Here is a 25,206-nt window from a genome sequence, read left to right as displayed (position 1 = left end):
GGGCGGACCCGCGTCAGGCGCGGGTGGGTGGTTCGGTGAGGAAGGCGCGCCAGGCGGTGGGGGTGAAGGTGAGGGCCGGGCCGGTCGGGTCCTTGGAGTCGCGGACGGCGACCAGGCCGGGGAGGTTGTCGGCGACCTCGACGCAGTTGCCGCCGTTGCCGCTGCTGCGGCTGCTCTTGCGCCACCGGGCGCCCGTCAGCTCCATGTCTTTGCCACTTCCCTGATTAGATCGACCGACTGCCAGTGGGAGAGCGCCTCGCCGCGCACGTTCTCCCACGCGGCCATTATCGCCGCGAGGTCATCGATGTCGCTAACCACTTCTCCCTCCAGTTGGTTGTCGAGGTAGCCGGCGAGCCGGTGGTCGGGGCAGGTGGCCAGCACGAAGGGGCCGTTCAGCCCGGCGTAGCCACCGACCGAGGCCGGCACGACGTGGACCCGGACGTGCGGCTCCGCGCAGGCCTCCACCAGGGAAAGTAGCTGCTCCCGCATGGTCGCCCGGCCGCCGACGGGCCGGCGGAGGACTCCCTCGTCGATCACGGCGGTGAACTGGGGCGGGTCGTCGCGCCGCAGGACGCCCTGCCGGGCGAGCCGCGCCGAGACGTGCCGCTCGATGTCGGCCCGGGGCAGGGTGCCGGCCCCGGTGAGCACCGCCCGGGCGTACGCCTCGGTCTGGAGCAGGCCGGGCAGCACCAGCGACTCGAACGAGCGCAGCGAAACCGCCTCGCGCTCGATTTCCTGCCAGGGGCGGAACCAGACCGGCTCACGACGTCTTGAAGTGTCCGGCCAAATGTCTGCCACGTCCCGGCCGAGTGCCTCCGCGGCCGACACCCGGTGCCGGGCATGCGGGATGCGGCCCTCGCTCAGCCAGCGGCCCACCGTTTTCGGGTCCACCCCCACGCGCTCCGCGAGGGATTCGGTGGTGTACCCGGTCTCGTTCAGCGCCACCCGCAGCGCGTCGTTCACGGTCCCTCCCCATTGGACGTCTCGAATATCTGCCGACCATATCGCTACGCGGTGTTTCTGTCTCATCACCCAAGGCAGCGTGTTGTGCAGGACGGCGCGGCCGGTGGAGGCGCAGGAGCCCGGCGGTCAGCGTCCAGCGCGGGCCGCCCCGCCAACGGAGTCGGGGCGGCCCATCCATCCGTGAGGCGAAGGGGGAGACATGCGTATCCGGTTCTGGCGGCACCGACCCGAGGCGGCGCCGCGCGTACCCCGGCAGTGGATCGTCCAGAACGAGCGGCCGGCGTGGGCGAGCCAACCCACGGACGTCTTCCCCACCGACGGGCCGGGGCGCGCGGGCAACCTCACGCCGGCGCAGCGATGGCGGGCCGGCGGGTGGCGGCGGAACGGCGGGGCGCGATGAGCCGGGCCGCTCGCCCCCACCTGCCGATGCGTCCGCTCTGGCGGTGCCGGAACTGCGGTGCGGAGTGGCCCTGCCAGCCGGCGCGGCTCGCGCTGCTGGTCGAGTATCGGGCGGACCGCACGGCGCTGCTGGTCTACCTGAGCACGCTGATGGCGGAGGCGGGTGCGCAGTTGTCGCAGCTCAACGGGCACGCTGCCCCGGCGGATCTGACCGAGCGCTTCCTCGCCTGGGCCCGCGTTCGGTGACGGGGCACGGTCGCACGCTCCGGGCCGGAGAGGTGGCCAGGATTTTTCCATCGGGCGTACAACCGAAGTCTGGCCCGACGCCGTCAGCGGGGTGGAATCGTCCACGAGACGGGGTGGGTGGATGCGGGCGGACCTGGAGCAGGAGTACGTCGAGTACGTGACGGCGCGGCTGCCGGTGCTGCGCCGGATCGCGTGCCAGTTGGTCGGGGACGCCCACCGCGGCGACGACCTCGTCCAGACCGCGGTCACCCGGATCTACGTCAACTGGCGTCGCGCCCGGGCCGCCGACAATCTCGATGCGTACGTCCGGACCGTGCTGGTCCGGGTCTTCCTGGACGAGAAGCGCCGGCTCTGGTCCCGGGTACGCCTGATGGACACCCCGCCGGAGGCGGTGCCCACGCCGCCCGACGACACCGTCGAGGACCGGGAGCTGCTGCACGCCGCACTCGCCCAGGTGCCGCCCCGGCAACGGGCCGTGCTGGTGCTCCGATTCCTCGACGACCGACCCGTCGACGAGGTGGCCGCGATCCTCAGTTGCACCGCCGGAACCGTCAAGAGCCAGACCTCGCAGGGCCTCGCCCAGCTGCGCCGGCTGCTCGGTACCACTGCCTACACGTTCACCGGAGAGGGGAAGTGATGGAGGAGAAGCTGCTCACGCCGCTGCGGGACGTCGCGCTCCCGCCGTCCGCGGTGGACCTGCACCGCGCCGTGCGCGACGGGCGCCGGCAGGTCCGGCGCCGCCGCATCGCCACCGCCGCGACCGCCGGCCTCGCCGTCGTCGCCGTCCTCGCCGCCGCCCCGGCGGTGCTCGGCCAGCCCGACCGGCCGGCACCCTTCGTGCCCGGGTTCCCGTCGCCCACCTCGGCATCCGTCGCGCCGATGCCGGATCGCGCCCCGACCGCCTTCGATCCGGGCCGCCAGTACGCCGACTTCGGCTGGCTCCCCGCCGGCCTGACCGATCGGATGGTCGCGACCGGGACCGCCCAGCTCGCCTTGAACGCGTCCCCCCCGATGGACCCTGCCTCGTCCGACCGCACCGGCGGCGCGCAGGTCGAGCTGCGGATCGTGGCTGCGGGCCATGGCATCGCCCTCGAAGGGGCCAACGACTTCGCCGTGCCCAGCGGCCGGGCCGGCTCCGCCGATCTGGAACCCGCCGAGCCGGTGAACGGCCGGACGGCGCGATGGAACAGGCTTGCCTCCGATGCGCGCGGCGCGGCCCTGCGCTGGGAGTACGCCCCGGGCGCCTGGGCCGAGGTGACCGTGCAGGCCGTATCCGAGGGCAGCGACCCCCGCGCGCTCGCCCGTCGGATCGCCGAGGACGTGCGCTACGGCGTGGACCGGCCGATCCGGCTGCCGGTGCGCTTCGCCAACCTCCCGGCCGGCCTGAAGCCGATGGCCTACCGGGTCGGCACCTCGGCTGGCGGTAGCTGGAACGTGGAGCTGTCCTACGGCAGCGGCAGGCGTACGAAGTACGGCGACTGGCCGCTGGTCGTGCTGATGATTCCCCGCTTGTCGCCCTCCGGTGACAACAGCGTGCTCGGTGGCCCCGACTCGACCATCGACGGGCACCCGGCCCGCCGCCGTTCGTCGCCGGACGGCGGCGCCAGCCTCCAGGTGTACGGCGTGCAGGGCCTCTACGTCGAGATGAGCGCGCACGACCAGGCCACCCTCCGCAAGCTCGGGGGCAACCTGGATTCGCTCTTCCGTGGCGCCACGCTGTATCCGAAGGTCAAGGACTGGCGCTGACACCGGCAGCGCGGAGGCACCCGATGGGGTGATTCGTGGGGGCCGCCCGGTTTGGGGGCTCGGCTGCCGGGAAGTCGGACCACGTGCGCGGACTATTGAACAAACTCGAACAGGCCAACCGGCTCGACCGGATCGGCGACCGGCTGCAGCAGATCGTCCAGGGCACTCTGCGCAGCCGGCGGGTCCGGGACCTGTTGCACGGTGTCTGGCTGGGGCATCCGCTCCACCCGGCGATGGTGCAGGTGCCCGTCGGGGCCTGGATGAGCGGCGCGGTGCTGGACATGATGCCCGGGCAGCAGCGGGCCGCCACCACCCTGATCCGGATCGGCACGCTGAGCGCCCTGCCGGCCGCCGTGGCCGGCCTCAACGACTGGGCGGCCCTCTCCCGGGACCAGCGCCGGATCGGCCTGGTGCACGCCGCCGCCAACACCATCGGGCTGGCCTGCTACGCCGGCTCGCTGGCCGCGCGGCGCAACGGCCGGTACGGGATGGGCCGGGCGCTGGCGTATCTGGGATTGACGGCGGCGAGCAGTGGGGCGTACCTGGGTGGGCACCTCGCGTACAAGCAGGGGGCGCAGGTCAGCCAGAGCATCTCGGAGATGCACCTGATGAGCGAGGGGTGGCACCCGCTGGGCGACATGGCCAGCCTGCCGCAGCGCCAGCTCGTCACCCGGGAGATCGACGACGTGGCGGTGATCGTCTACCGGCACGGCGACGACGTGACCGTGATGCTGGAGCGCTGCCCGCACCAGAGCGGCCCGCTCGGCCAGGGCGAGGTGCAGGAGATCAACGGACACGACTGTGTGGTGTGCCCGTGGCACGGCAGCACGTTCCGGCTCAACGGCGGCGAGGTGGTGCACGGGCCGTCCGCCAACGACCAGGTGCTCCTGCCGACCCGGGTGGTCGACGGCCGCCTCGAGGCCCGCCTGCCCTGACCGGCGCCGGCCAGTCACCCTTCCTCGGACGGGGCGGTCAGTCAGCGCGTCGGGCTGACGTACACCTTGCGCAGCGTCTCGTGCACCGTCCAGGTGGTCCGGGCGCCGGCCTCCAGTACGCACAGGTCACCCGGGGCCAGGTCCAGCGTCGGGCCGCCCTCCACGGCGACGCTCGCCCGGCCGGAGAGCACCACGAAGACCTCGTCCGCCTCCACGTCGGTGCTCACCCCCGGGCTGTGCTCCCACACCCCCACGTCCAGCCCGGCCACCGCGGGCACGGGGACGGCGCCCGTGGTCGGGGCACCCTGCCGTACCTGCGCGGCGGGGAGCGGCTCGTGCGGGACGTCCAGACTGGTCGCGCGGACCACGTGCGTCGGCATGGCGACGACGGTAGCCGAGCCGCCGGTCAGCCCTTCCGGTGCCGGCCGACCGCCAGGGTCTGCCCGTCGGCCCGGGGAGCCGGCCGGCGCCGCAGACCCAGCACCGCACCGATCTGCGCGCCGACGATGCTCGCCACCACCAGCACCGCCGAGATCGCCAGCGGCCGGTTGATCCCGTCCTCGACGGCGGCCGGGGATGCGCCGGCCGCCATCGCCGGTGGCCGTCCCGCCGGGTCCACCGCCACGCCGGACGACCCCGGCGCGCCGGTCACCTGCGGCGACGGCTTCGCGGTGGGGGTCTGCGGGGACGGCTTCGCGGTGGGGGTCCGCTGGGACGGCTTCGCGGTCGGAGCCTGCGGCGACGGCTTCGCGGTGGGAGCCGGGCCGATCGCCTCCACCGCGCCGCCCGGAACCGACGTGCCCGCTGCGTCGCCGGGTGTGGCGGGGCGGGCAGCCGGCGTACCCGGGGCGGGCACCGGACGGGACGCCGGCGTGCTGACCAGCCGCCCCGTGGCGTGGCGGCGGGCCCCCTCGTCCACCGCCCCCTCGGGCAGTTCGAGCAGTTGGCCGGGGTGGATCCGGTCCGGGTCGGCGAGCCGGTTGAGCCGGGCCAGTTCCCGGTAGCGCTCGAAGTCGTCCAGGTAGCGCTCGGCGACCGTACCCAGGTAGTCGCCCTTCGCCACCCGGTAGACCGCCGGCTCGTCGGCGTCCGACGAGGCCCGCACCGGCGGGGTGGCGAGCGGGGGGACGGCCTGGTCGGGCGGCGCGACCCCCCGGGCGACCTGCGCGGCGGCCGGGTGCGGTGCGGTGACGGTGGCGACGCTCGCCGTGGTCGGGTGCGGTGCGGTGAGGGTGGCGGCGCTCGCGGCGGCCGGGCTCGCCGCCAGGATCAGCGCCACCGAGCCGACCAGCGCGGCCGCCGCCCGCTGCTGCCGGCGCATCCCGGGCAGCCGGGGGGCCGGCCGGCGCAGCGCCGCCGCCAGCAGCTCCACCAGTGCGGAGAAGGCGAACGTCGCCCAGCCGAACCAGCCCACCACGGCCAGCGCCCGCAGGAAGAGCTGCCCGTCGTCGCGGCTGGTCAGCGCGGTGCCCACCTCGGCGAGGGTGGGCAGATGATCGGGGAGGGGGTTGCCGGCGAGGGCGAGGAGCGCGATCGGCCCGCCGGCCAGCACCGCGCAGAGCACGACGAGGGCGCCGAGCCCGGTGAGGACCTGGCCGGTCCGCCGGGCGGTGGAACGTCGGGGTACGGCCATGGCTGGTTTCCCTTCCTACGGTGCCCCGGTGAGCGCCCGTGCGGTGGCCTCACCGGTGACGGTGACGGAGTTGCCGAGACCGAAGAGGCCGAGCAGGTCCCGGCGGTAGGTGATGCGGACGCGTACCCGGATCTGCTTCTCGCCGTCGACAACCGGGAAGCTGACCTGGTGGCCGCTGACCCCGCCGGCCGCGCGCAGGTAGCTCGCGACGGCGTCCCGGGCGCCCGCCTCGTCGATCTCCTTCGGGCCGCCCTCGATGGCCCGGGCCCGGTCGATCATCTGGCCGCCGCTGCGGGCCGCCTCGGCGGCGAGGTTGTCGGCACGTTGCAACGACCGCAACTGCCCGGCCCCGTCGTACGCCAGGCTGATGATCACGAGTACGCCGGTCATCGCCACGGCGAGGAAGAGACTCACCCGGCCGCTCTCCGGCGTGCGCGCCGCGGTCATCGTCGGCTCCGGTAGGTGTCCAGCGGGGAGGTGAAGCTCGCCGAGACGGTCTTGCCGCCCGGCACTCCGGGCAGCCCCGGCGCCCTCAGGTCGGCGAAGGAGACCCTGCAGGTCACCGTGACCGTGACGGTCGCCGGCACCCCGGGTGCGCTGCGGTACGCGGCGGCGAAGCTGGTCGCCGTGCCCCGGACCGAGCCGCGGAAGGTCAGTGCCGGCGGTGCGGTGCAGTCCAGCCCCGACCAGTCAAGCTGGCGGCGGGCCGCGTCGGTGGCCGCGGTCCGGCCGGTACGCGCGTCCCGGGCGAGCGAGGCGGCCCGGGCGGCATCGTGCGCGGCCGACTCCACCGCCTCGTCGGCCACGGCCGTCCGCCCGGCCACCCCGGCCAGCACCATCAGCAGGATGAAGGCCGGGGCGAGCACCGCCACCTCGATCGAGACGGAGCCTCGTTCGCGCACCGGCCTCACCCCGTCGTCCAGCGTTCGACCGGTCCGTGCGCGGTCTGCCGGACCGGGAAGTCGACCCCCGGGATCACCGACAGGGAGCGCCCGCTGACCGTGCAGGTGACCTCGGTGGCGGTGGTCGTGCAGGTGGGGCCGGGGGTCTGCCAGTCGACGAGCCAGTCACCGGCGGCGCGCAGGAAGGTGGTAGCCCGGTCCCGGCCCGCGCCGGGCGGCGCCTGGAGCGTGCGCTGGGCGTTCACCCCGGTCTGCGCCGCGTTCAGGGCGGTGGAGCGGGCGACGAACCAGACGGCGAGCTGGATCGAGGCGAAGAGCAGCACCAGGATCGCCGGCATCACCACCGCCAGCTCGACCGGGTTGGCCCCCCGCTCCGCCCCGCCCTCGGCGAGCCGGCCACGGACCGCGGTGGCGAGCCGCCCCGGGCCGCGCAGGCCGGTGGGCCGGGCGGCGGACGCCGGCCGGCTCCTCCGGTCCGTACGGGCGGGGCGGGGCATCACGGCGCGGTGTTGTTCGGGATGGCCCGCATCCAGTTGTTGGCCTTGGTCAGGGCGAGGGTGGTGACGGCCATGGCGACGGCGACCAGGCCGAAGATGATCACGGCGGTCGGCACCGGGCTGTCGCCCCGCTCCGTGTCCCGCCGCAGCTCGGCCAGGCGGCTGGTCACCGTGGCGTACAGGTAGGTGTAGAGGCGCATCGGGTTCTCCTTCTCCGGGGTGGGTTCACAGACGGGCCAGGAACGGATAGACGGCGAAGCCGAGCAGGACAAAGACCAGCAGCGAGCCCGGGATGTCCAGCCGGCTGGTCACCCCCTCGGCCCGGGCCAGGTTGTCGGTACGGATCTGGTCGCGCAGCGAGTCGGCGCGGCTGCGCAGGGTCTCGTGCACCTGGGCGCCCTCGCTGCCGGAGGCGCGCATGATCGCGCCCACGTCGCCCAGCTCCGGGATGCCGATCCGGTCGGCCAGTTCCTGAAGCTCGTCCCAGGGCGAGTGCATCTGGAGTTGGGCGATCCGCAGCGCCTCCCGGATCCGGTCGAAGACCCAGCCGTCGCAGACCCCTGCCGCGCGCTCCAGCGACTGCACCGGGCCGTGCGCCGCGGAGAGCTGCAACGCGACCAGGTCGAGGTAGGTGCAGACCGCCTGGCGGAACTCGTCCCGCGCGGCGTCCGCCTTCGCCAGCACGTCGCGGTGCGCGACCAGGCCGGCGACCAGGGCCAACCCCAGGCTCCCCAGCACCGGTACGACCACCGGCAGCGGCACCCCGGCCAGGAAGAGCAGGGCCGACACCAGGGCCGGCGTGGCGAACCCGACGAGCGCCGAGAGCAGCACCGACAGGGCGTACTGCTCCGGGGTCCGGTCGAGCAGGGCGAGCTGCCGGTGCGGCGGGCGCAGCCAGCGGGAGAAGCCGCCGAGCCAGTCCGGCCCGCGCCGGCCCGCCACCGCCGGGCCGGGGGGCTGGTGCAGCCGGCGCAACGCGGGGCCGAGCGCCGGGGTGGCCGGCAGTGCCTCGCGTACCACCAGGAAGAGGCCGAGGCCGACGGCCGCCCCGCCCAGCACGGCGACGGCGAGCTGCCAGTTGACGAGCACGCTCACGCGATCGTCTCCTCCGGGTCGGGGGCGGGCAGGAAACGCGCCGGCCGGGGCGGCTGGCTCATCGAGCGCACCCAGATCAGCAGCCCGACGAACGCGGCACCGAGCGCCGCCATCACCAGCTGCCCGACCGGGGTCCGGTACGGCCGGATGTACTCGGTGTTGACCAGCCCGTACGCGAGGGCGGCCAGGGTCATCCCGGTGAGGAAGCGGACCGCGAACCGGGGCTGCGTACGCTTCGCCTCGATCTCCCGGCGGGTGGCCACCTCGGCGGACGCGGCCGAGGCGATCGAGCCGAGCACGTCGCCGAGCCGTTCACCCCGGTCGGTCAGGTGCAGGATCAGCGCGGCCACCACCTGGTCGCAGACCGGGTCGCCGATCTCGTCCGCGAAGGCGAGCAGGGCGGACTTCGCCAGCCAGCCGGCCTGGAGCCGCGCGGCCAGGGTGCGTACCTCCTCCTGGATCTCCTCCGGGGCGGTGGCGATGGTGCCGATGATCGCCTGCTGGAGGCCCTGGCCGGTGCCGCAGATGTCCTTCAGCCGGCGGGTCCACTCGCCGACCGCCTCGATCCGGGCGATGGTCCGCTGCTCGGCCCGGCCGACCGCGAACAGCCACGGCACCCCGGGCACGGCCAGCGCGACGAGCAGCCCGACCACCGGCAGCCCGGTCAGCAGGAAGGTCAGTGCGCCGGCCACCACCGCCGCGCCGAGCAGCACCCGGCGCCGCCGCTGCTCGCGTCGTCCCGCCCCGGCACCGGGCCGGAGCCGGCGCAGGCCAGGCTGGGTACCCGGGGTCGGCCCGGCGGGCCGGCCGGTGCCGACCAGCGCGACCACGGCCAGCACCAGCCCGGCCGCGCACGCCGCGCCGGAGAAGAGGGCGACCAGCTCGATCGTCGACATGGTTGCTACCGCTGTCCGAGGCGGGTGTGCCGGGGGCGGCGCCAGGCACCGGTGCCGGCCTCGATGAACCGGGTCAGCAGCCGGGCGTCGTAGCCGACCCGCAGGAGCTGGTCACGGACCCGCTCGGGCAGGTGTCGGGGGACCGCCCGGCCGTCCGGCCCCGGCCCGAAGACGGTGGTGGTGGTGATCCGGTTGTTCGCACCGACCCCGACCACCTCTTCGACGTGGGAGACGAAGCGGTGTTTGCGGCCACCGATCGCGGTCTCGTCCTCGACGTTGACATAGACGATCAGGTCGAGCGCGTTGCCCGCCATCCGGCGGGCCTGGTCGACCGTCATTTCCCGGCCGTGCGAGAGCGCCAGCTCGATGATCCGTTCGCTCACCCCCGCCGGGCTACGGGCGTGGATGGTGCACATCGACCCGCGGCTGGTGGTCATCGCCTGGAGCATCGGCACGATCTCCCGGGAGCGGACCTCGCCGACGATGATCCGCAGCACGCCCATCCGCAGCGAGACCGGGATCAGGTCGGCGATGGTGACCTCGCCGGCCGGGCGGCCGTCCAGCCCGCGTTCGCCGTGCCCCTCGCGGGCCTCGAAGCTCATCACCGCCCGGTGCTTGTGCCCCCGGCGGGCCGGCAGCAGCTCGCGGCTCTCCTCCAGCAGCACGTACGGCTCGTCCGCCGGGATCTCGTCCATCAGCGCCCGGATGACCGTGGTCTTGCCCGCCCCGGCCAGCCCGGCGACCATGATGTTCAGCCCGGCCCGCAGGGAGGCGCGCAAAAAGTCGCGCAGCAGCGGGTCGATCATCTCGTCCAGGTCGGGGCGGCCACCGGCGATGTCCTCCAGGCTCACCGCCAGGGTGTTGTGCTTGCGGATCACCGCGTACGGGCGGTGGCTGACCAGGAACACCGCGGCGAGCCGGCTGCCGTCGGGCAGTTGCAGGTCGAGCGTGGGCTTCGAGGTGGACAGGGAGCGTTCGGTGGCACCCGCCCGGCGGGCCGCCGCCTGGAGGATCTCCACCAGCTCGTCGTCGCTGTCGGCGATCGGCTCGGCCCAGTCCACCCCGCCCCCGTGCCGGGTGATGCGCACCTGGTCGCAGCCGAGGATGTGCACCTCCTCGATGGTCTCGTCGACCAGCAGCGTCTGGAGCCGCCCCAGGCCGACCAGTTCGGCGGTCACCTGGTCGAGCAGCAGCCGTTCCTCGTCGGCCGCCATGGGCGTGCCGGCCCGGCGCACCGAGTCCGCGTACGCGGAGACCACCGCGACGGCCAGCCGCGCCCGCTCGACCTCCTCGGCGTCGGCGTCGAACTCCCGGCCCCGCTGCCAGAGGGTGAGCCGTTCGCTCAGCTCCCGGCGCAGCTCGCGGACCACGGCGAAGTCCACCCGGGGGCGGGGCGGCGCCGGGGGCGCCGGCGGCGCGACGGTCGGGGGGTGGGGCTGCCCGTTCGGCGGGGCCAGCGGTGGCATGGTCGAGGTGGCGCCGGGCTGCTGCCCGCGCGGGTCGTGCGAGACGGGCTCAAACCGCACCGGACACCCCCGGCGCGGTCGGCGCGGTCACCGCGCGGGGCTGTGCCGCGCCCGGCCAGGCCAGCCGGGCCTGCCGCCGGTCCAGCAGCGCCCGGACCGGCACCTCCAGGGCACCGGCCGCGCGCATCAGCGGCCGGCCGGAGCGTACGGTGCCGCCGAGGCTGAGCACCGCCGCGGTACGCGGGTCGTGCGGCAACCGGGCGATCACCGGCAGCCGCAGCGCCTTGCTGATCTCACTGTTGCCGTGCCCGTCGCCGACCACCAGCAGGCGCAGCGTGCCCGGGGGCACCCGGTGCTCGGTGAAGTCCCGTTCGACGGCGCGGATCGTGGCTCGGGTGGCCGACAGGTCGGGCAGGTGGGCGCGGGTGACCAGCAGCACGATCGCGGCGGCCCGCAGCACCGGCCACGGTGGACCGGCCACCTGGAGCCGGCCGCAGTCGACCAGCACGTCGTACGGGGGGACGCCCCGCTCCAGGTCGGTGAAGAAGTCGGCGAACCGCTGCCAGAGCGGCGTCACGCTGCCGGCCTGGGCCGGGTCGACCACGCCCGGCAGCAGCAGCCGCTCCCGCTTCGGCGCGTCCAGGTCGACCAGCTGGGACCAGAAGGCGCTGTCCAGGTTGCCGTCGCGCAGCTCCCCGACGGCCAGCTCGCCGATGCCCCGGGGACCGTCGAGCGCCCCGCCCAGGTAGCCGGCGAGGATCGAGCCGCCGGCCGGGTCGCACTCGGCCAGCACCAGCCGCCGGTGCCAGCTCAGCGCGGCGGCCAGCGCGGAGGTGGTGACGCCGGGCGAACCCTTCGCCGAGAGCAGGGCGATGATCGCCATCAGGCCGCCTCGGTGAGTACGAGCGCGATCCGGTCGTCCGCGGCCAGCACCACCACCGCCGGCACGTCGCGTACGGCCAGGGCCACGTAGACGACCACGTCGTCGTTCTCGGGGGCGGCGGTGTCGATCACCGTGGCCTCGAACCGGGTGCCGCCGCCGCTTGCCGCGCCCCCGGCGTTCGCGTTGCGATCGGGGGTGCTGATCAGCAGAACCTTGTCGCCGGGGTGGAGCGTACGGGCCGGCACCCGGCTCGGCTTGAGCCCGAGCGCGACCTGCTGCTGCCCGGGCCCGAGCAGCGGGGCGTCGGTGAGCTGGGCGGCGGTCAGCAGGGTGCCCGGGGTCAGCCGGACGGCGGCCCGCAGGCCCACCACCTCCTTCAGCCGGCTGGTGGGCACCGGTCGCAGCCCCTGCCCGCCGGAGACCCGGACCGCGACCAGGTCGCCGGCGCTGAGCTGCTGACCCACCTCCACCTGCCGGGCCACCGCCAGGTAGGTGCCGGTCGACCGGACGGAGGTGACCGCGAAGGCCGCACCCAGCCCACCGAGGGCGATCAGCAGCACCGCCAGGCCGAGCAGGCCGGGGCGTACCCGCCGCTGCCGGACCACCCGGGGCGGCGCCACCGGCGCGTCCACCGAGATCCCGTTCCGGGTCGCCACACTCATCGGGTCACCACCTGAAGCTCGTTGATCTGCACCGGGACGGTGTTGCTGACCCGGGTCTGCACTGGGAGTTGGTGGCTCGTACCACCCGCCCGCCAGCGCACGGTCCAGTACGTGGTGGCGCTGACCCGGTAGGTGTCGGCTCGGGCGTACCCCCGGTCGTAGCCGCAGTCGGGGGAGGGCTGCCCGGCCCACGGACCGTTCGCGGCGTACGCGGTGCCGGGCCCGGTGCAGGTGATCTTGGAGCCGTCGCCCATGTCCCAGACGACGTGGGTCACCTTGGCCTCGATCCGGACCGTCAACCCCCGGTCCGAAGCGGAGGCCCGCAGCGGCCCGAAGTAGGAAGCTCCCCTGCTGGCCCACATCCAGACGGGCAGGCCGACCAGGCCCGGCCCGTTGTTCCGCCAGGGTGCCACCGCGATCCGGGGCGGCAGCAGCGAGATCGAGGCCAGCGCGCGGCGGGCCAGCTCCTCCGGGTCGGGCGGCGCGCCGAAGCCGGGTGGCGGGCCGTCCCGTAGGACGACCGTCTGCTGGCCCAGGTCACCGCCGTTGCACGTCTGCGTGTACCACTGCTTGCCGGGGGGCGCGGTCTGCTGCGGCTCGGCGAGTTTGTAGTAGCAGCCGTCGCCGTTGTTGAACCAGCCCAGCTGGTCGTGGTAGCAGGGGATCGTCCGGCCGTTCCACTGGCACTTCCCGCCGGTGCCACCGGATCCACCGCCTCCGCCGGGGTTACCGCCGCCGCCCGGCCCGCCCGGCCCGCCCGGTACGCCCGGGTCGTCGTCCCAGACGTTGCAGTCGGTCTGCCCGGGCGGGCAGTTCCCGCCGGGGCCACCCGCCCGTGCCGGTACGCCGGTCAGCGCGAGCACCAGCGCCAGACCGGCGGCGAGCAGCAGCCGGCGGGGTGCCCCGGCCCGGGTCGGGTGGGCCGGGGCACCCCTTCCTCCCCAGGTCAGCACGGCTGGTCCTGATGTGCGGCGCCGGCGTTGATCAGCCACCGGCCGTCCGGGTAGCGGGTGGCGATGGCGGTGGCGAGGTACCGCCCGCCGCGTGAGCCGGGTACCACCCGGTGATCCTTGGCGTAGACGAGGCGGTAGCCGGTGGCGTCCAGGCAGTCCTGGATCTCCACGGTGGGTGGGTCGGCGGCCAGATCGACCGATACGACGGTGGGATCGGAAACGAGTGTTCCGGTACGCATCGCGCCGTGCTCCTTCGCTTCGCGAATTGCCATCCGTTCCCGGGTCAGCAGTGGATCCGCCAGGAATCGGGTCAGCGCGGGATGGCGGGGGTCGCTCCGTACGCTCGCCGCCTGGGACGCCGCCAGATATCCGGAATAGGCGGCGAGGGCCGCTTTCCCGGCCGCCTGTTCGTCCGCTGTGGAATGGGTTGCCGGTGGGTCGCCGAGCCCGGTCAGTGGGTCGCCGGCCGCCTCCGGATCGGTGCCGCAACCGGCGCTGGCCGCCAGCAGCGCCAGGCTGAGCAGGCAGATTTCCCATCGGCGGGAATGCCGTGTTCGCAACACCGCGCCCTCCTCGGTGGCGACCCGGAGCGGTTGCGGGAGCGCGCTCCGGCATGCGGAAGCGCACCCGGATGGTTTCACCCGGGCCTCAAGTGGCTGCCGCTGTATTTACCTGTGCTGATCTTTAACGAATTCGAAACGTGCTGTCTCCGGTCGGCGTACGACGCCAATGGATCCGGGGTTGCGTCGCACCCAAGGGGCGAGCATAGGCTGACGTCCGCCGATACAACAGAGGTAATTCAATCAATTACCCTCAGTGATGACAGGTGGTGGTGGCCCGGTGGGTGTCCGAAGGGCGATCCGCAGTCGATGGTCGGCCGGGCCGGAGGCCCCGGTCTCCTCGTCCTGTCAAGTGGTCCGGGGCGCCAGCCGGCCGCCATGCGGCGGAGAAATGGGCGGCATCGACGCCTCTGGCCCGATCCGTCCCGCTGGCGTCGGCGCCGGTCCGGACCGGTCACGCGGCGGACCGGGGGTCGCTCGCCGGTCCGGCCGGAGCGCCGTTTTCGGCGCCGTCCGCCACGTGCCGAGGCGACGAAAACTACTCTCCGTGCCTCCCGTTGAGACGGTCCGCGATCGGGTCGGGGTGCTGGCATGACCGCCGAACGGCTCCGCCGCGACCCGCCGCGGGTCGACGCCCGGCGTCCAGCGGTACGTCTGCTCGCCGCCCTGGCGGTCGTCCCGCCGATGCGGCTGGCCGTCGCCCGGTACGCCGTACCCCCCGGCTCCGCGGACCGGGCCCGGTGCGACGGCTGCGCCGCGCCGATCGGCCTGGACCGGCCGCTGCCGGCGCTCGGCCCGGCGGCCCGGTGCCCGGCGTGCCGGGGCCGGGTCGGCGCGGCACCCGGCACGGTCGAGTTGGCGCTGGTCGCGGCGCTGGCGGTGCTCGTGCTGGCCGGCGGCCCGGCCGGTGCGCGGCCGGCGATGGCCTGGTGGCTCGCCTGGGCGGTGCCGCTGGCCCTGGTCGACGCCGCGGTGCACCGGCTGCCGGACCGGCTCACCTATCCGGCGGCGGGCGGCGTCTGGGTGCTGCTCGGGGCGGCCGCGCTGGCCGGGGCCGACCCGGCGCCCTGGCTGCGCGCCACCGTGGCCGGGCTGGCCCTCGCCGCCGGCTTCGCGGCGACCACCCTGCTGCTCGGCCGGCGCGGGTTCGGGCTCGGCGACGCCAAGCTGGCGCTCGGCGCCGGCGCGCTGCTCGGCTGGTACGGCTGGCCGGTGCTGATGGCCGGGCTGGTGCTGGCCGTCAGCCTCGCCGCGCTGGTCGGCCTGGCGCTGCTGGCGGCCCGCCGGGTCCGCTGGTCCAGCCACCTGCCCTTCGGCCCGTTCCTCATCATCGCCACCGCGCTGACCCTGCTTCTCACCACCTGACCGGGCCGCCGTGGCGGGCCGGGGTCAGTGGGCGGTCGCGCCGTCCGGGTCGGACGGCCGGCGCTGCGCCGGCTGGCCGGGCGTGCCCGTCATCCGCTCGACGACCTCCTCCAGCGCGGGGAAGGCGTACGCCCAGTTGTGGCACTTGAAGCTGCGCAGCCCCTCGATCGGGGTACGGCAGTCGGCGCAGTGCACGCCGGGGATCGCGTCCGGCACCTCGGTGTTGACGTACTTGCGCTCGCCGAGGATGACGCGGGCGATCATCGCCGGGTCGTGCACCGTGTGCAGGGCGGAGGCGACGATGTCGTACCAGCTCACCCGGCGACCGCACTTCGGGCAGTCCGGCTCGTCGCCGCTGACCCAGAGCGGCGCGCCGATGCAGCGCGCCGGCAGGTTCAGCAGCTTCTCCAACCGGCGTACGTCCTGCTCCGAGGTGGTCCAGCGGTGCCGACCCGGCAGCGAGGCGGGCGAGTCGTAGACGGCGCGGAACACCACCGGGTCGACCTCCACCGTCTCCCGCCCACCGGTCATCGGTACCTCCTCGTCGAGCCGTGCCTCCCACCGTCGTACCAGGTGAACCGCGTACGCAGCCGGATCACGGACAGGACGGGCCGCGGTGTGTCGGCGCTGACCTGGCACGAGGGGCCGCCGGGGGTGCGTCAGCCCGTCGTCCAGGTCCGGAGCTTCTCCGGGTTGCGCACCGCCCAGATGCGCGTGATCCGGTCGCCTGCCACGTCGAACGCCAGCACCGTCACGGTGACGCCGTCCAGCTGAGCCACCAGGCCGGGCTGACCGTTGACCGTACGCTCGAGGATCGTCAGGTTTGGGGCCCGGCCGGCGACGTCGACGAGCACGCGGGCGACCTGCTCGCCACCCCGGATCGGGCGGAGTTCGGCGCTGACGAGGCCGCCGCCGTCGCTGACCGCCGTGACATCGGGGTCGAGGAGGCCGATGAGAGCCTCGATGTCCTTGGCTTCCCAGGCCTGTCTGAAGTCCCTGACGACGTCGGCGCGCCGAGCCGCCGGAGTGGCGGGAGCCTGCGACGTGCGGAGGCGACGGCGGGCCGACGAGGCCAGCTGGCGGCACGCCGCCGGGGTACGGCCGACGATCTCGGCCACTTCGGCGAAGGAGTAGCGGAAGACGTCGTGCAGGATGAACGCGACGCGCTCGGCCGGGGTCATCGATTCGAGCACGACGAGGAAGGCCATGTTGATCGACTCGTCGAGGGTGACCCGGTCGGCCGGGTCGGCGGCGACGCCGTCCGACCGCCCGTTGGTCCACTCCGTACGTTCGGGTAGCGGTTCCGGGATCCATTCGCCCACGTAGCGCTCCCGCCGGGCCCGTGCCGAGCCGAGCAGGTCGAGACAGATGCGGCTGGCGACGGTCGTCAGCCAGGCGCCCGGGGATTCGATGGCGTCCCGCTGGTGTGGCGACATGGCGTACCAGCGGGCGTACGTCTCCTGGACGACATCCTCGGCATCGGCCAGCGAGCCGAGGAGCCGGTACGCGAGATTGGTCAGCTGACGCCGCTCACTCATGATCGCGCTGAAACCCGGATCGGGCCGGCCGTGTCCTGGCCCGGATCGGTTGGTCATGGTTCGCCGACTCCCGTTGCTCGCAGCTGCCCACCAGTTCGACGAAACATCGCCCCGAACTGTGAGGTCGGCGCGTCGCCTCACGGTCCGTGGGGCCGGGTCGAGCGGCGGCCGAGGGCGCGGAGAACCTAACCCTCGTTCGAGGTGTTCAGCGGCTTGCGCCAGACCGACACGTGGCTCTCGCTGTCCGAGGTGAAGGGCGCCCCGTTCCAGTCCGCCACGCGCTGCTCCAGCGTCAAGCCGGCCAGCCGGGCCATGAGGTCGCACTCGGCGGGCCAGATGTAGCGGAAGTTGCTGTAGCCGTAGCGGGCGCTCCCGTCCGCCAGCCGCCGGTAGTGGTGGGAGGTCCCCTGCTGCGTGACCATGTCGTAGGTGTCGAAGCCGACGTGCCGGTCGGTCACCTCGAACGGCACCGCCGACTGGCCAGGCGGAAACCGCCGGATGCCCGGCACCCACAGCTCGATGACGAAGCGACCACCCGGTGACAGGTGCTGGGCGGCGTTGCGGAAGCACTGCACCTGCTCGTCCTGGGTGCGGAGGTTGCCGATGCTGTTCCACACCACGTACACGAGCGAGAACTGGCCGGGGACGGTCGTTGTGGCCATGTCGCCGACGGCGACCGGCAACGCCTCCGCGGGCACCTTGCGTCGTAGCTGGTCGACCATCGGCTGCGACAGCTCGATCCCGGTCACGGGGATGCCTCGGGCGGCCAGTGGGATCGCCACCCGACCCGTACCGACCGCGAACTCCAATGCGGGGCCGCCGTCGGCCAGCCGGGCGAGGAACTCGACAGCGGGATCGAGCACCTCGGGCGCGAACATCTCGGCCGAGGTCTCGTCGTACCGCTCCGCAGTGTCCTCGTCCCACAAGTCGCTGCTCGTCACGGGCTGAAGCGTGCTCGCCCTCCTGCGACTCACGCCACCCCCCCTGACGGCGGCCCGCCGACGCAAGGATGCGCGGAGGGGACTCGCCTCCGCGGGAGCTTCTGTCGCCCTCGCACCACCCGCCGCCACCACAGTACGTGGATGGAGCAATCGTCGCAATAGTGATACGATCGCTCCATGTCCAGGGGTGCGGCGTTGGCTGCGATCAGCCCGGTGGCCAGCGAGCAATGGGGCATGATCACAGCAGGGCAGGCCCGCCGTCTTGATGTCTCCCGGCAAGACCTGAAACGACTCGTCGACGACGGGACGCTTGCTATCGCGGATCAGGCCGCACGCGTGTACCGGCTCACGGGTGCGCCCGAAGACCCAGAGCTGGATCCGCTACGCGCGGCCTGGCTGCAACTCGGGGGCGCCAAGTCATGGCACGAGCGTATCGCCGCCCCCGATGCCATCGTCAGCCACCGCAGTGCCGCCCATCTGCGCGGCCTCGGTGATCTGATTGCACATGAGCACGAGTTCTACGCCACCACCCGGCTGCGACCTCGCCGCAACGACATCAAGCTCCGCGTACGTTCGCAGATCGCCCCGGATAGCTGGGAGGTCTGGGGTGGCCTGCCCGTACGGACCGTGCCAGCGATCATCGACGATCTGCTCACCGATGGAGAGGACGAGTCCGCAGTGGCACAGGTCGTGCAGGACGCCCTCGCTCTGGGCCTTCTGCACAACGACGCGCTCAACGCCATCATCGCGCCACACGCGGTCGCCTACGGCCACCCTGACCCGGGAGAGTTTGTCCGGGTGCTCGTCGGCGAGGGGACGCGTAGATGAGCCGGTCCACGTTCCGGTATGAGACGCCTTCGGCGTTCCGGACAGCACTCAAGGAACGCTTCGGGCAGATCGCGCGAATTGATCGGCGCTACCGGCTCGACGAACTCCAGCGTCAGTTCGCCTACGACCGGGCACTCGCCCGGTTGTTCAGATCCGATGACGCCGACCGGTGGGTGCTCAAGGGCGCTGGAGCGCTGTTGGCCCGGCTCACCACGGCCCGGCACAGCAAGGACGTCGACGTGTTCTTCAACGCCACCGACGCCGATGTCAACGACGCCGTCGACGCTCTGCGTGCCGCGCTCCGGATCGACCTCGGCGATCATTTCGCCTTCGACGTCACACGCGTCGCTCCCCTCCAAGAGGAGGCCAGAGGAGCCCGCGTACACGTCAACGCCCGACTCGGCCCGACGTCGTTTGCCGGCTTCCACATCGATGTTGTTGTCGGCACCGTCATGACCGGCACACCAGACGTCGTCGCTCCGCTGACGCCACTGAACATCGAGGGACTCGTTCGGCCGAACTATCGCGTCTTCCCGATCGCCGACCACCTGGCCGACAAGCTCTGCGCGACCATCGGTACCTACGCCCGAGACGGGCAGCCCGCGAGGAGCACCCGGGTCAAGGACCTCGTCGACATCGCCATCATCGCCATCACGCACGCCATCAGCGCCGATACGCTGCGCACCGCTGTCGTCAGCAACGCGGCGATGCGCAAGATCGAACTACCCGAACGATTCGTCGTGCCCGACGCCGTCGGCTGGGCCGCACGCTACCCGAGAGTCGCAGCAGAGGCACCCGGCACCGTCCCGGACTACGACACCGCCATCAGCCTCGCGAGCCAGATTTTCGATCCCGTGCTCGATGCAACAGCGATCGGCGTCTGGGACCCGTCGGCGCGGACCTGGATCCCGCACTGATCTCGCTGTGGGACCGAGCGCCCGCCACCGGTGCGTCCCGCCCCGTCTACTGCTCTCGTTCAGATGGATCGCCCCGAACGCTCTTCGAGGTCCACGACTACGGCGGCGAACACGTTGGCGTGCTCGCCGCCATGTGGCGCAAGTGATCCCGCTCCTACACCCAACTCGGCTTCACCATCGCCGAGAGCAGCGGCGGTTGATCGAAACTGGTCTGGGCTGTCAGCCGAGCCCAGCCCGATCGAAGCGGTCCAGCAGGCTCGGCTTACGGGCATGCCGCTCCCGCAACTGCCCCACACGCCGCAGAAACGCCTCGGTGTCGCCGTCCCGATCGGCCAACGCCTTCAGGTCGGACAGCAGCGCGACGGCGGCGTCGTACTCCTTCGGCTTCTTCGTCTCGATCATCGCGGCCACCCGCTGCCACGCCTGCTCCCTCCGTCCGGCGAGCGCGTTCAGGTGTTGCTCGCGGGCAGCAGCAGCCGCCCGCTCCCGGCGCTCCCGCTCGGCCGCCTCGCACTCGCGGGCAACCCGCTGGCGTCGTAACCAGCGCTCCCCGGCGGCGGCCAACAACTCCCCGGCCATGCGGCGACGGCCAGTGCCCTCGTTCGGAGTCGCGCCGTGGAAGCGGGCCAGGAGCTCCGACCGCAGGTGCGCGTTGTCAGCGCGCAACAGTCGTACGACGACATCGTCCTTCTCCGACTCGGGCAGCGCCTTCACCCAGCGGGACAGCGCCGCCACCGATGGCGTCTGCTCCTTGAGCGGCGTGCTCGACTCGGCTGCCACGGCAAGCAGATCCGGGTCCAGCCGCAGGAAGTCGACCAGGGCGCGCTGCGGCCCGGACAGGTCCCCCAGACCGGACGGTACGGGCGGCTCCGGTTCGTCGTCGTCCAGCTCCCGGCCCTGTACGCACAGCAGCCACGCCAGGTACAGCAGCCGCCGATCACCGGCCGCCAACTCTGCCCGAGCGGGAAGGATCGCGGCGAGGTGGCCCCCGCCGTCGTACTCCTCGTCGCCGTCCTCGTCCTCGCTGTGCAGGTCGAGGATTACGTGGGTGCGGGTCGCCCAGGAACAGGCCGATTCCCCGGCGCAGTGCTCCGCAGCCGTGTCCGGGTCGAGCACCGCGATGGGTAGCCGCAGGGCGATCCGGTGTGTTCCCCAGTTCGCCAGGTAGAGGAACGCGTCGAAGTATCGCTCCATCCACTCCCGCGGGTCGCCCTTCAGGTCACCCCACTGGTAGTCGTTGACGAAACTCGACGATGTGATCCGGGCCCGCGTCGACAACGCCCGCAGCTCCCGCTGCTGCACCGACGTCAACGGCCGGTCGACCGCCACGAACTCGTAGTACTGGTACTCACTCACCGCCGACACCCTCCACCATGGGGATCACACGCCCGCCCAGTGCCGGTACGCCTCGATCCACTCCGCGCCGGCCGGTGCCGGCTCCGGCAATGAAAGATCCAGAATCCCGATCGCCTGACGGAATCGACCTCGATGGCAGATTATCCCCGGGCTGCCGCTGAAGGGCTGCCGCCCCGACATGCCGCTTGCCAGCACGGGCCGTCCGGCCAACACCGCGGGCGCGATTCGTCGCCCGCAGCCCCCCGACCTGCATGTTCACGCCGAAACTGCCCGGTACCTCATGCTGAACGATGTGCCGTGAACCGTCGCGTGACACGGTCGGTGCCGGGAAGCGGACGCGCGTAGGCGGGAGGATGGGCGGATGTTCCTCTTGCCCGCGACCGCGAAGCTGCGCCAACGCATCGGCCCGTTCGCCCCGCCCGACGGCGAGCGGTCCACGACGTTGCTCGGTGACTGGTACGCCACCATGCTCCCGTGGCGGCCGCAGGTCGCGCTGCTCGTCAACGAGCGGACGTTGCTGCCGGTGCTCATGCCCCTCGCGCCGGCCGCCACCATGCCGGCTCGGGTCGCCGACCAGGTCGGCGCGGTGCTCGCCGCCCACGGTGTGCCCGACCCGGTCATCCGCGCCGAGGTCGACCAGATGCGCCAGTGGCGGATCGTGCCGACAACCAATCGCAGCGTCGTCGGCATCATGACCGAGTTCGCCTTCCTCGCCGACACCTGGCGCAACACCGCCAAGCCGAACCTTCTCGATCTGGCCCTGCGGCTGGCCGCGACACCGTGCAGCCCGCTCTACAAGCGCCATGTCAGCCCCGATCGGGAGCTCGCGGCCATCGTGCAGCAGATCAGCTCGTGAGGATCATGGGCGTGCCGGTGACGGTCACCAAGGCCTCGTCCGGCACTCCGGGTGGGGCGGCAGTATGCGGCCCAGCATCGCAGCGCTGCCGACCGGGGGAGCGTCCCGCCGGGTAGCCTGCCGCTTATGCAGCCTGCCTCGAAGCTGGAGCGCCGGGTGGTGACCGCTGCCGAGCAGGCATTGAGTCGCCAGCGTCACGTGAGTCCACTCGACGTGTTGACCGGGATGGGCTGGGTGCCGCTCGGGCTGGTGACGGACTGGCGGCAGGGCCGGGCACCGCATCTGGAAGCGGTCGCGGCCGTGCCGGCCGACCGGCTCGCCGACGCGCTGGAAGTGTTCCGCCGCTGGGCGGCCAGCCGTGGCCTGCGGCCCAGCCAGGTCGAGTACCTCGCCGCCACCCGCGACCGGCGTCCGCTGCGCTTCACTGCCGCCGGCGATCTCACGCTTGAGTTGACGTACCGCACGCACTGGACGCCGGCGGACCTGCCGGAGCGGCAGCGGGAGCGGCTGGCTGCCCGGCAGAGCAAGCCGCCGGACCTGGTGGTGGTGCAGCCATTGAAGGCGTTCACCTGCGTCGGCTGCGGGCGCATCGACGCCGACATGCTGATGATGGAGGACCCGGGGCCGGCGTGCCTAACCTGCGTTGACCTCGACCACCTGGTGTTCCTGCCAGCCGGCGACGCGGCGCTGACCCGTCGGGCCAAACAGGCCAGCCGGCTCTCGGCGGTGGTGGTTCGGTTCAGCCGCTCCCGCAAGCGCCACGAGCGGCAGGGACTGCTGGTCGAGGAGGCCGCGGTCGAGCAGGCCGAGCAGCAGTGCCTCTCCGACGAGGAGGCCCGTGCCCGCCGCCGCGAGCGGGACCGGCAGCGGCGAGAGGCCGCGGACGAGCGGTTCCAGCAGGATCTGGCCGAACAGATCGGCCGGCTGTTCCCCAGCTGCCCGCCGATGCGGGCGGCGGCGATCAGCCGGCACACCGGCACCCGCGGCAGTGGCCGGGTGGGGCGCAGCGCAGCCGGGCGGGCGCTTGACCCGGACGCCGTGACCCGGGCCGTGGTCGCCTCCGTGCGGCACGAGGACACCGCGTACGACGAGCTGTTGATGGCCGGTGTGCCACGGGAGCAGGCCCGGGAGCGGGTCCGGGACGACATCGATCGGGTCCTTGAACGCTGGCGGCGCCCGGCCTGAGCGCCGGACCGTCCCGAGCCTCGCTGGTCAGCGGTTGCCGAGCAGGGTCCGGGCGACGTCGGCCGGGTCGCTCAGGCGTGGCAGCGGGACCAGGTCGTCGTTGTCCGGCGCGGTGGGTGGTGGATCGGCGCGGCGTCGTTGCGGAAGCTCGATCGCTGGGCTGCCGTCGAGGCGGAGGGCGGCCGGGGCGTGGCCGGCGGCGCGCAGTGCGGCCAGGGTTTCGGCCTGCGATTTTGCGCTGGCGAGCACGGTCGGGGCGAGCCGGACCAGGTGTAGGGCCTGCAGTGAGCGGGTGTTGAGGATCTCGGTGAGCAGGGTTTCGTCGTCGCTGCACAGGCAGCAGCCGGCTGGGCGTACCTGAACGCGTCCGTGTTGGCGGGCTACGTCGTTGATCAGGTAGGTGAGGGTCTGCGGCACGCGGCCGCCTTCGGCCACGTCGGTGATCCGGGCGAGCAGGCCGGCCGGGGCGCTTCCGGCGTCGAGTGCGGCGCGGATGCTGGCCGGCGAGAAACGCCAGGTCCAGGCGCCGCTGCGGGACTCTGGCGTGGCCGCGCTGTCCAGCAGAGCCAGCAGGTTGGCCGATGGGGTGCCGGTCACCACCGCGGTGAGGTCGTTCTGCAACAGGACCGTGTCGCGGGACCGGGGCAGCATGGCCTGAGCGTGCCGATGAATCGCGTCGATGTCACCGGTCAGCAGGCTACGGCAGAGGCTGGTCGCTGTTCCGTGAGCGAGCAGACCGAGCTGGTGGGCTTCCCGCCAGATGCCGGTGACGTATCGGTGCAGATCCTCGTCGGCCTGGTCGGTCAGGACAGGGCTCTGCCAGGCCAGCCGGTCGGCGAGCGGGCCGGGGTCGGTGGCGTGACCTTCGGGTAGGACGTCGGCGAGAGTGCGCAAGGTCAGGGCGCGCAGAGCAGTCAACGTCATCTCCTCGCCCTCGTCCCAGTAGAGGACACGGGAGGAGACCGCGGTGGAGTCGGCCGGGGCGAGCGGGCACGCGGGCATGGTCAGCCAGGTGTCGACGATGTCCAGCAGTTGGTCCGCCGGTTCGGCGGCGGCGAACTCGTCATAGGCCAGCGAGAGGGCGAGACCGGTGTCGGAGGCCTCGGTGAGCCCGCCCGCCGCGAGCAGTTCGATGGTCAGGCGGGCACGATCCTCGTCCTGGCCGGACGACTTGGCGATCCGGCGCAGTTCACGTACGCCGAGACCGCCCGTCTTGAGCAGGGGCACCGGGCCGCCGCTCATGGTTCCGACGACTGCGGTGATCGCGGCGAGGGTCTCCGAGGCGGCGGCTGCGGCCTCCCGTTCGGCGTCCTGTGGCTCGACCGGGGTGGTAGGCACGGCCGGCGGCTGCGGGTCGAACGCAGCGACGTAGCCCTCCCGCAGCGCGAGGGCGACCTCGTGGGGCATCTCCTCGACGCCCCACGCGGAGCCGACGACGAGACCACGTTCGGCGGCCCACGGCAGCGCCACCCCGGCCGAGCCAAACATGATCCCTCGCAGATGGAAGGGCTGTGCCGGCCGCAAGGCGAGCGCGGCGAGCCGGGCGCGAACCTCGGCGGGGGCCTGCGCCACGAGCCGGCGCACGTTCTCCGGCCGCGCCAGCCAGCCGACCAACGCAACGATCAACTCGTCCTTGCCGCGGCCTGTCACGGGGATGCCGTACACCTTCGCCAGCCTGCGCAGCTCGGTCATGTTCCGGGCGACGAGCAGCTCGGCGGCGCCGGGTCCGAGGTTCAGCGGGTGCGGCCACACCGGGCTCAGATGTGCCGCCGCGAAACCGTCGGCGTACGGCCAGATCAGGGCGAGCTCGGTGAGCCGGCGCAGCGCCGCGGCCAGGTCCGCGTCGCCCTCCGGTACGCCCAACAGCGTCGCCAGCCGCGCGGTGGTCCACCCGTCGCCCAGCGCCGCGGCGGCCTCGCCCACCTGGAGCTGCGGCAGGGTAAGCAACGCGCAGGCAGCCGCCATCGACGACGGGTGAAGCAGCCGTACGGCGAGCTGCTCGACAGTCTTCGGCGCAGGCTCGAGGGTCGCGTCGCGACGAATCTCGACCAGACTGGTGAGCTGCTCCTCGGTCAGGGTACGAAGATGAGCGGCGAGGGACTGCACCATGCCAACCTACGATGCCCCTCCCTGGCGGGAGGCGACAGGTACGCCATGCGGAGGACCGCGCGGCACGGTGTGGATCAGCAGCTGTCTTGACCCCTCCGTTCGGGTATCCGTTTCGGGTGGATCAAGGGTGGCCAAAGACGCGAGGGGCTGCCGCATCGCCACCGGGAGCCACGTGGGCGCTCGCTCGCTCGTTGAGCCACCAGTGCGGCAGGCCGAGCTCATCGGCGACCGCGCGAGCTTCGTCAACGGTATGGCGGCGGATGGCCTGACGCGAC

Annotated in this window: 30 protein-coding genes; 10 read left to right on the top strand and 20 right to left on the bottom strand. The window is 73.0% G+C overall.

The genetic code is table 11. The annotated features are described in order from the left end of the window. Positions 1–13: 13 nt before the first annotated feature. On the bottom strand, positions 14–205 hold the full coding sequence (locus tag ABZ570_RS11955; protein ID WP_358060877.1) for a DUF397 domain-containing protein: 192 nt from the start codon (positions 203–205) through the stop codon (positions 14–16). After that, positions 196–963: a helix-turn-helix transcriptional regulator gene (locus tag ABZ570_RS11950; protein ID WP_358060874.1), complete on the bottom strand. Its 768-nt coding sequence runs from the start codon at positions 961–963 to the stop codon at positions 196–198. Before ABZ570_RS11950 ends, ABZ570_RS11955 begins: the two co-directional genes overlap by 10 nt. A 199-nt stretch (positions 964–1,162) precedes the next feature. Between ABZ570_RS11950 and ABZ570_RS11945 the strand changes: the two genes are divergently transcribed. The 5 genes from ABZ570_RS11945 (at position 1,163) to ABZ570_RS11925 (ending at position 4,289) form a co-directional block, all read left to right on the top strand. Then, positions 1,163–1,363 (top strand): hypothetical protein, encoded by a 201-nt coding sequence (locus ABZ570_RS11945; RefSeq protein WP_358060872.1) that lies wholly within the window; start codon positions 1,163–1,165, stop codon positions 1,361–1,363. Beyond that, positions 1,360–1,608, top strand: a complete 249-nt coding sequence (locus ABZ570_RS11940) for a flavin reductase (RefSeq protein WP_358060869.1) — start codon at positions 1,360–1,362, stop codon at positions 1,606–1,608. The genes ABZ570_RS11945 and ABZ570_RS11940 overlap by 4 nt, the downstream gene beginning before the upstream one ends. Before the next feature lie 121 nt (positions 1,609–1,729). Continuing rightward, entirely contained in the window at positions 1,730–2,245 is a 516-nt protein-coding gene (locus ABZ570_RS11935) for a SigE family RNA polymerase sigma factor (RefSeq protein WP_358060866.1), read from the top strand. Next, on the top strand, positions 2,245–3,354 hold the full coding sequence (locus ABZ570_RS11930) for a hypothetical protein (RefSeq protein WP_358060863.1): 1,110 nt from the start codon (positions 2,245–2,247) through the stop codon (positions 3,352–3,354). Before ABZ570_RS11935 ends, ABZ570_RS11930 begins: the two co-directional genes overlap by 1 nt. Before the next feature lie 83 nt (positions 3,355–3,437). Further along, the gene (locus ABZ570_RS11925; RefSeq protein ID WP_358060860.1) at positions 3,438–4,289 is read left to right on the top strand and encodes a Rieske 2Fe-2S domain-containing protein; all 852 of its coding nucleotides are present in this window, start codon (positions 3,438–3,440) and stop codon (positions 4,287–4,289) included. A gap of 41 nt (positions 4,290–4,330) precedes the next feature. On the opposite strand, the gene ABZ570_RS11920 is transcribed toward ABZ570_RS11925, so the two are convergent. From ABZ570_RS11920 to ABZ570_RS11860, 13 genes are read right to left on the bottom strand one after another with little or no spacing between them, the layout of a single operon-like run. Continuing rightward, positions 4,331–4,669, bottom strand: a complete 339-nt coding sequence (locus ABZ570_RS11920) for a cupin domain-containing protein (protein WP_358060857.1) — start codon at positions 4,667–4,669, stop codon at positions 4,331–4,333. A 26-nt stretch (positions 4,670–4,695) separates the two neighbouring features. Beyond that, on the bottom strand, positions 4,696–5,922 hold the full coding sequence (locus ABZ570_RS11915) for a LysM peptidoglycan-binding domain-containing protein (protein WP_358060854.1): 1,227 nt from the start codon (positions 5,920–5,922) through the stop codon (positions 4,696–4,698). A gap of 15 nt (positions 5,923–5,937) precedes the next feature. After that, entirely contained in the window at positions 5,938–6,369 is a 432-nt protein-coding gene (locus tag ABZ570_RS11910; protein ID WP_358060852.1) for a hypothetical protein, read from the bottom strand. Continuing rightward, positions 6,366–6,833, bottom strand: a complete 468-nt coding sequence (locus tag ABZ570_RS11905) for a TadE/TadG family type IV pilus assembly protein (protein WP_358060849.1) — start codon at positions 6,831–6,833, stop codon at positions 6,366–6,368. The genes ABZ570_RS11910 and ABZ570_RS11905 overlap by 4 nt, the downstream gene beginning before the upstream one ends. Then, a complete protein-coding gene (locus ABZ570_RS11900; protein ID WP_358060846.1) occupies positions 6,830–7,321 on the bottom strand; it encodes a TadE family protein in 492 nt (163 codons plus the stop codon). Before ABZ570_RS11900 ends, ABZ570_RS11905 begins: the two co-directional genes overlap by 4 nt. Continuing rightward, a complete protein-coding gene (locus ABZ570_RS11895; protein WP_358060843.1) occupies positions 7,321–7,521 on the bottom strand; it encodes a hypothetical protein in 201 nt (66 codons plus the stop codon). Before ABZ570_RS11895 ends, ABZ570_RS11900 begins: the two co-directional genes overlap by 1 nt. A 25-nt stretch (positions 7,522–7,546) precedes the next feature. Beyond that, complete coding sequence (locus ABZ570_RS11890; RefSeq protein ID WP_358060943.1) at positions 7,547–8,410, bottom strand: type II secretion system F family protein; 864 nt, start codon at positions 8,408–8,410, stop codon at positions 7,547–7,549. Positions 8,411–8,412: 2 nt separating this feature from the next. Then, entirely contained in the window at positions 8,413–9,312 is a 900-nt protein-coding gene (locus ABZ570_RS11885; protein WP_358060840.1) for a type II secretion system F family protein, read from the bottom strand. Between the two features lie 5 nt (positions 9,313–9,317). Next, the gene (locus ABZ570_RS11880; protein ID WP_358060837.1) at positions 9,318–10,838 is read right to left on the bottom strand and encodes a CpaF/VirB11 family protein; all 1,521 of its coding nucleotides are present in this window, start codon (positions 10,836–10,838) and stop codon (positions 9,318–9,320) included. Further along, entirely contained in the window at positions 10,828–11,661 is an 834-nt protein-coding gene (locus ABZ570_RS11875; protein WP_358060834.1) for a ParA family protein, read from the bottom strand. The genes ABZ570_RS11880 and ABZ570_RS11875 overlap by 11 nt, the downstream gene beginning before the upstream one ends. Continuing rightward, positions 11,661–12,323: an SAF domain-containing protein gene (locus ABZ570_RS11870; protein WP_358060831.1), complete on the bottom strand. Its 663-nt coding sequence runs from the start codon at positions 12,321–12,323 to the stop codon at positions 11,661–11,663. Before ABZ570_RS11870 ends, ABZ570_RS11875 begins: the two co-directional genes overlap by 1 nt. Next, positions 12,320–13,276, bottom strand: a complete 957-nt coding sequence (locus tag ABZ570_RS11865) for a hypothetical protein (protein WP_358060828.1) — start codon at positions 13,274–13,276, stop codon at positions 12,320–12,322. The genes ABZ570_RS11870 and ABZ570_RS11865 overlap by 4 nt, the downstream gene beginning before the upstream one ends. Next, positions 13,270–13,836 (bottom strand): hypothetical protein, encoded by a 567-nt coding sequence (locus ABZ570_RS11860; RefSeq protein WP_358060940.1) that lies wholly within the window; start codon positions 13,834–13,836, stop codon positions 13,270–13,272. Before ABZ570_RS11860 ends, ABZ570_RS11865 begins: the two co-directional genes overlap by 7 nt. Positions 13,837–14,427: 591 nt before the next feature. Between ABZ570_RS11860 and ABZ570_RS11855 the strand changes: the two genes are divergently transcribed. Then, positions 14,428–15,201: a prepilin peptidase gene (locus ABZ570_RS11855; protein WP_358060825.1), complete on the top strand. Its 774-nt coding sequence runs from the start codon at positions 14,428–14,430 to the stop codon at positions 15,199–15,201. Between the two features lie 24 nt (positions 15,202–15,225). On the opposite strand, the gene ABZ570_RS11850 is transcribed toward ABZ570_RS11855, so the two are convergent. From ABZ570_RS11850 to ABZ570_RS11840, 3 genes are all read right to left on the bottom strand, one after another. After that, positions 15,226–15,732: a hypothetical protein gene (locus ABZ570_RS11850; protein WP_358060822.1), complete on the bottom strand. Its 507-nt coding sequence runs from the start codon at positions 15,730–15,732 to the stop codon at positions 15,226–15,228. Positions 15,733–15,860: 128 nt separating this feature from the next. After that, the gene (sigJ, locus tag ABZ570_RS11845; RefSeq protein WP_358060819.1) at positions 15,861–16,739 is read right to left on the bottom strand and encodes an RNA polymerase sigma factor SigJ; all 879 of its coding nucleotides are present in this window, start codon (positions 16,737–16,739) and stop codon (positions 15,861–15,863) included. A 185-nt stretch (positions 16,740–16,924) separates the two neighbouring features. Continuing rightward, positions 16,925–17,680 carry a class I SAM-dependent methyltransferase gene (locus ABZ570_RS11840; RefSeq protein ID WP_358060816.1) on the bottom strand — a complete coding sequence of 252 codons (756 nt, stop codon included), beginning with the start codon at positions 17,678–17,680 and terminating at the stop codon, positions 16,925–16,927. Between the two features lie 177 nt (positions 17,681–17,857). Between ABZ570_RS11840 and ABZ570_RS11835 the strand changes: the two genes are divergently transcribed. Further along, complete coding sequence (locus tag ABZ570_RS11835; protein ID WP_358060813.1) at positions 17,858–18,508, top strand: hypothetical protein; 651 nt, start codon at positions 17,858–17,860, stop codon at positions 18,506–18,508. After that, positions 18,505–19,425: a nucleotidyl transferase AbiEii/AbiGii toxin family protein gene (locus tag ABZ570_RS11830; protein WP_358060810.1), complete on the top strand. Its 921-nt coding sequence runs from the start codon at positions 18,505–18,507 to the stop codon at positions 19,423–19,425. The genes ABZ570_RS11835 and ABZ570_RS11830 overlap by 4 nt, the downstream gene beginning before the upstream one ends. A 219-nt stretch (positions 19,426–19,644) precedes the next feature. Here the strand turns inward: ABZ570_RS11830 and ABZ570_RS11825 are convergent, their stop codons facing one another. Further along, entirely contained in the window at positions 19,645–20,781 is a 1,137-nt protein-coding gene (locus tag ABZ570_RS11825; protein ID WP_358060807.1) for a hypothetical protein, read from the bottom strand. Positions 20,782–21,142: 361 nt separating this feature from the next. Here ABZ570_RS11825 and ABZ570_RS11820 point away from each other — a divergent pair, with 361 nt between their 5' ends. Together ABZ570_RS11820 and ABZ570_RS11815 are read left to right on the top strand one after the other, a co-directional pair. Beyond that, positions 21,143–21,637, top strand: coding sequence for a hypothetical protein (locus ABZ570_RS11820; protein WP_358060804.1), 495 nt, complete (start codon positions 21,143–21,145; stop codon positions 21,635–21,637). Positions 21,638–21,763: 126 nt separating this feature from the next. Further along, the gene (locus ABZ570_RS11815) at positions 21,764–22,822 is read left to right on the top strand and encodes a DUF2293 domain-containing protein (protein WP_358060801.1); all 1,059 of its coding nucleotides are present in this window, start codon (positions 21,764–21,766) and stop codon (positions 22,820–22,822) included. 27 nt (positions 22,823–22,849) lie between these two features. Here ABZ570_RS11815 and ABZ570_RS11810 read toward each other — a convergent pair whose 3' ends face one another. Then, positions 22,850–24,931 carry a helicase-associated domain-containing protein gene (locus ABZ570_RS11810; protein ID WP_358060799.1) on the bottom strand — a complete coding sequence of 694 codons (2,082 nt, stop codon included), beginning with the start codon at positions 24,929–24,931 and terminating at the stop codon, positions 22,850–22,852. Positions 24,932–25,206 lie beyond the last annotated feature (275 nt).

Source organism: Micromonospora sp. NPDC007271, from assembly GCF_040634005.1.
In the GTDB taxonomy this organism is placed as follows: domain Bacteria; phylum Actinomycetota; class Actinomycetes; order Mycobacteriales; family Micromonosporaceae; genus Micromonospora.
This window is presented reverse-complemented; position numbering and strand designations above follow the sequence as displayed.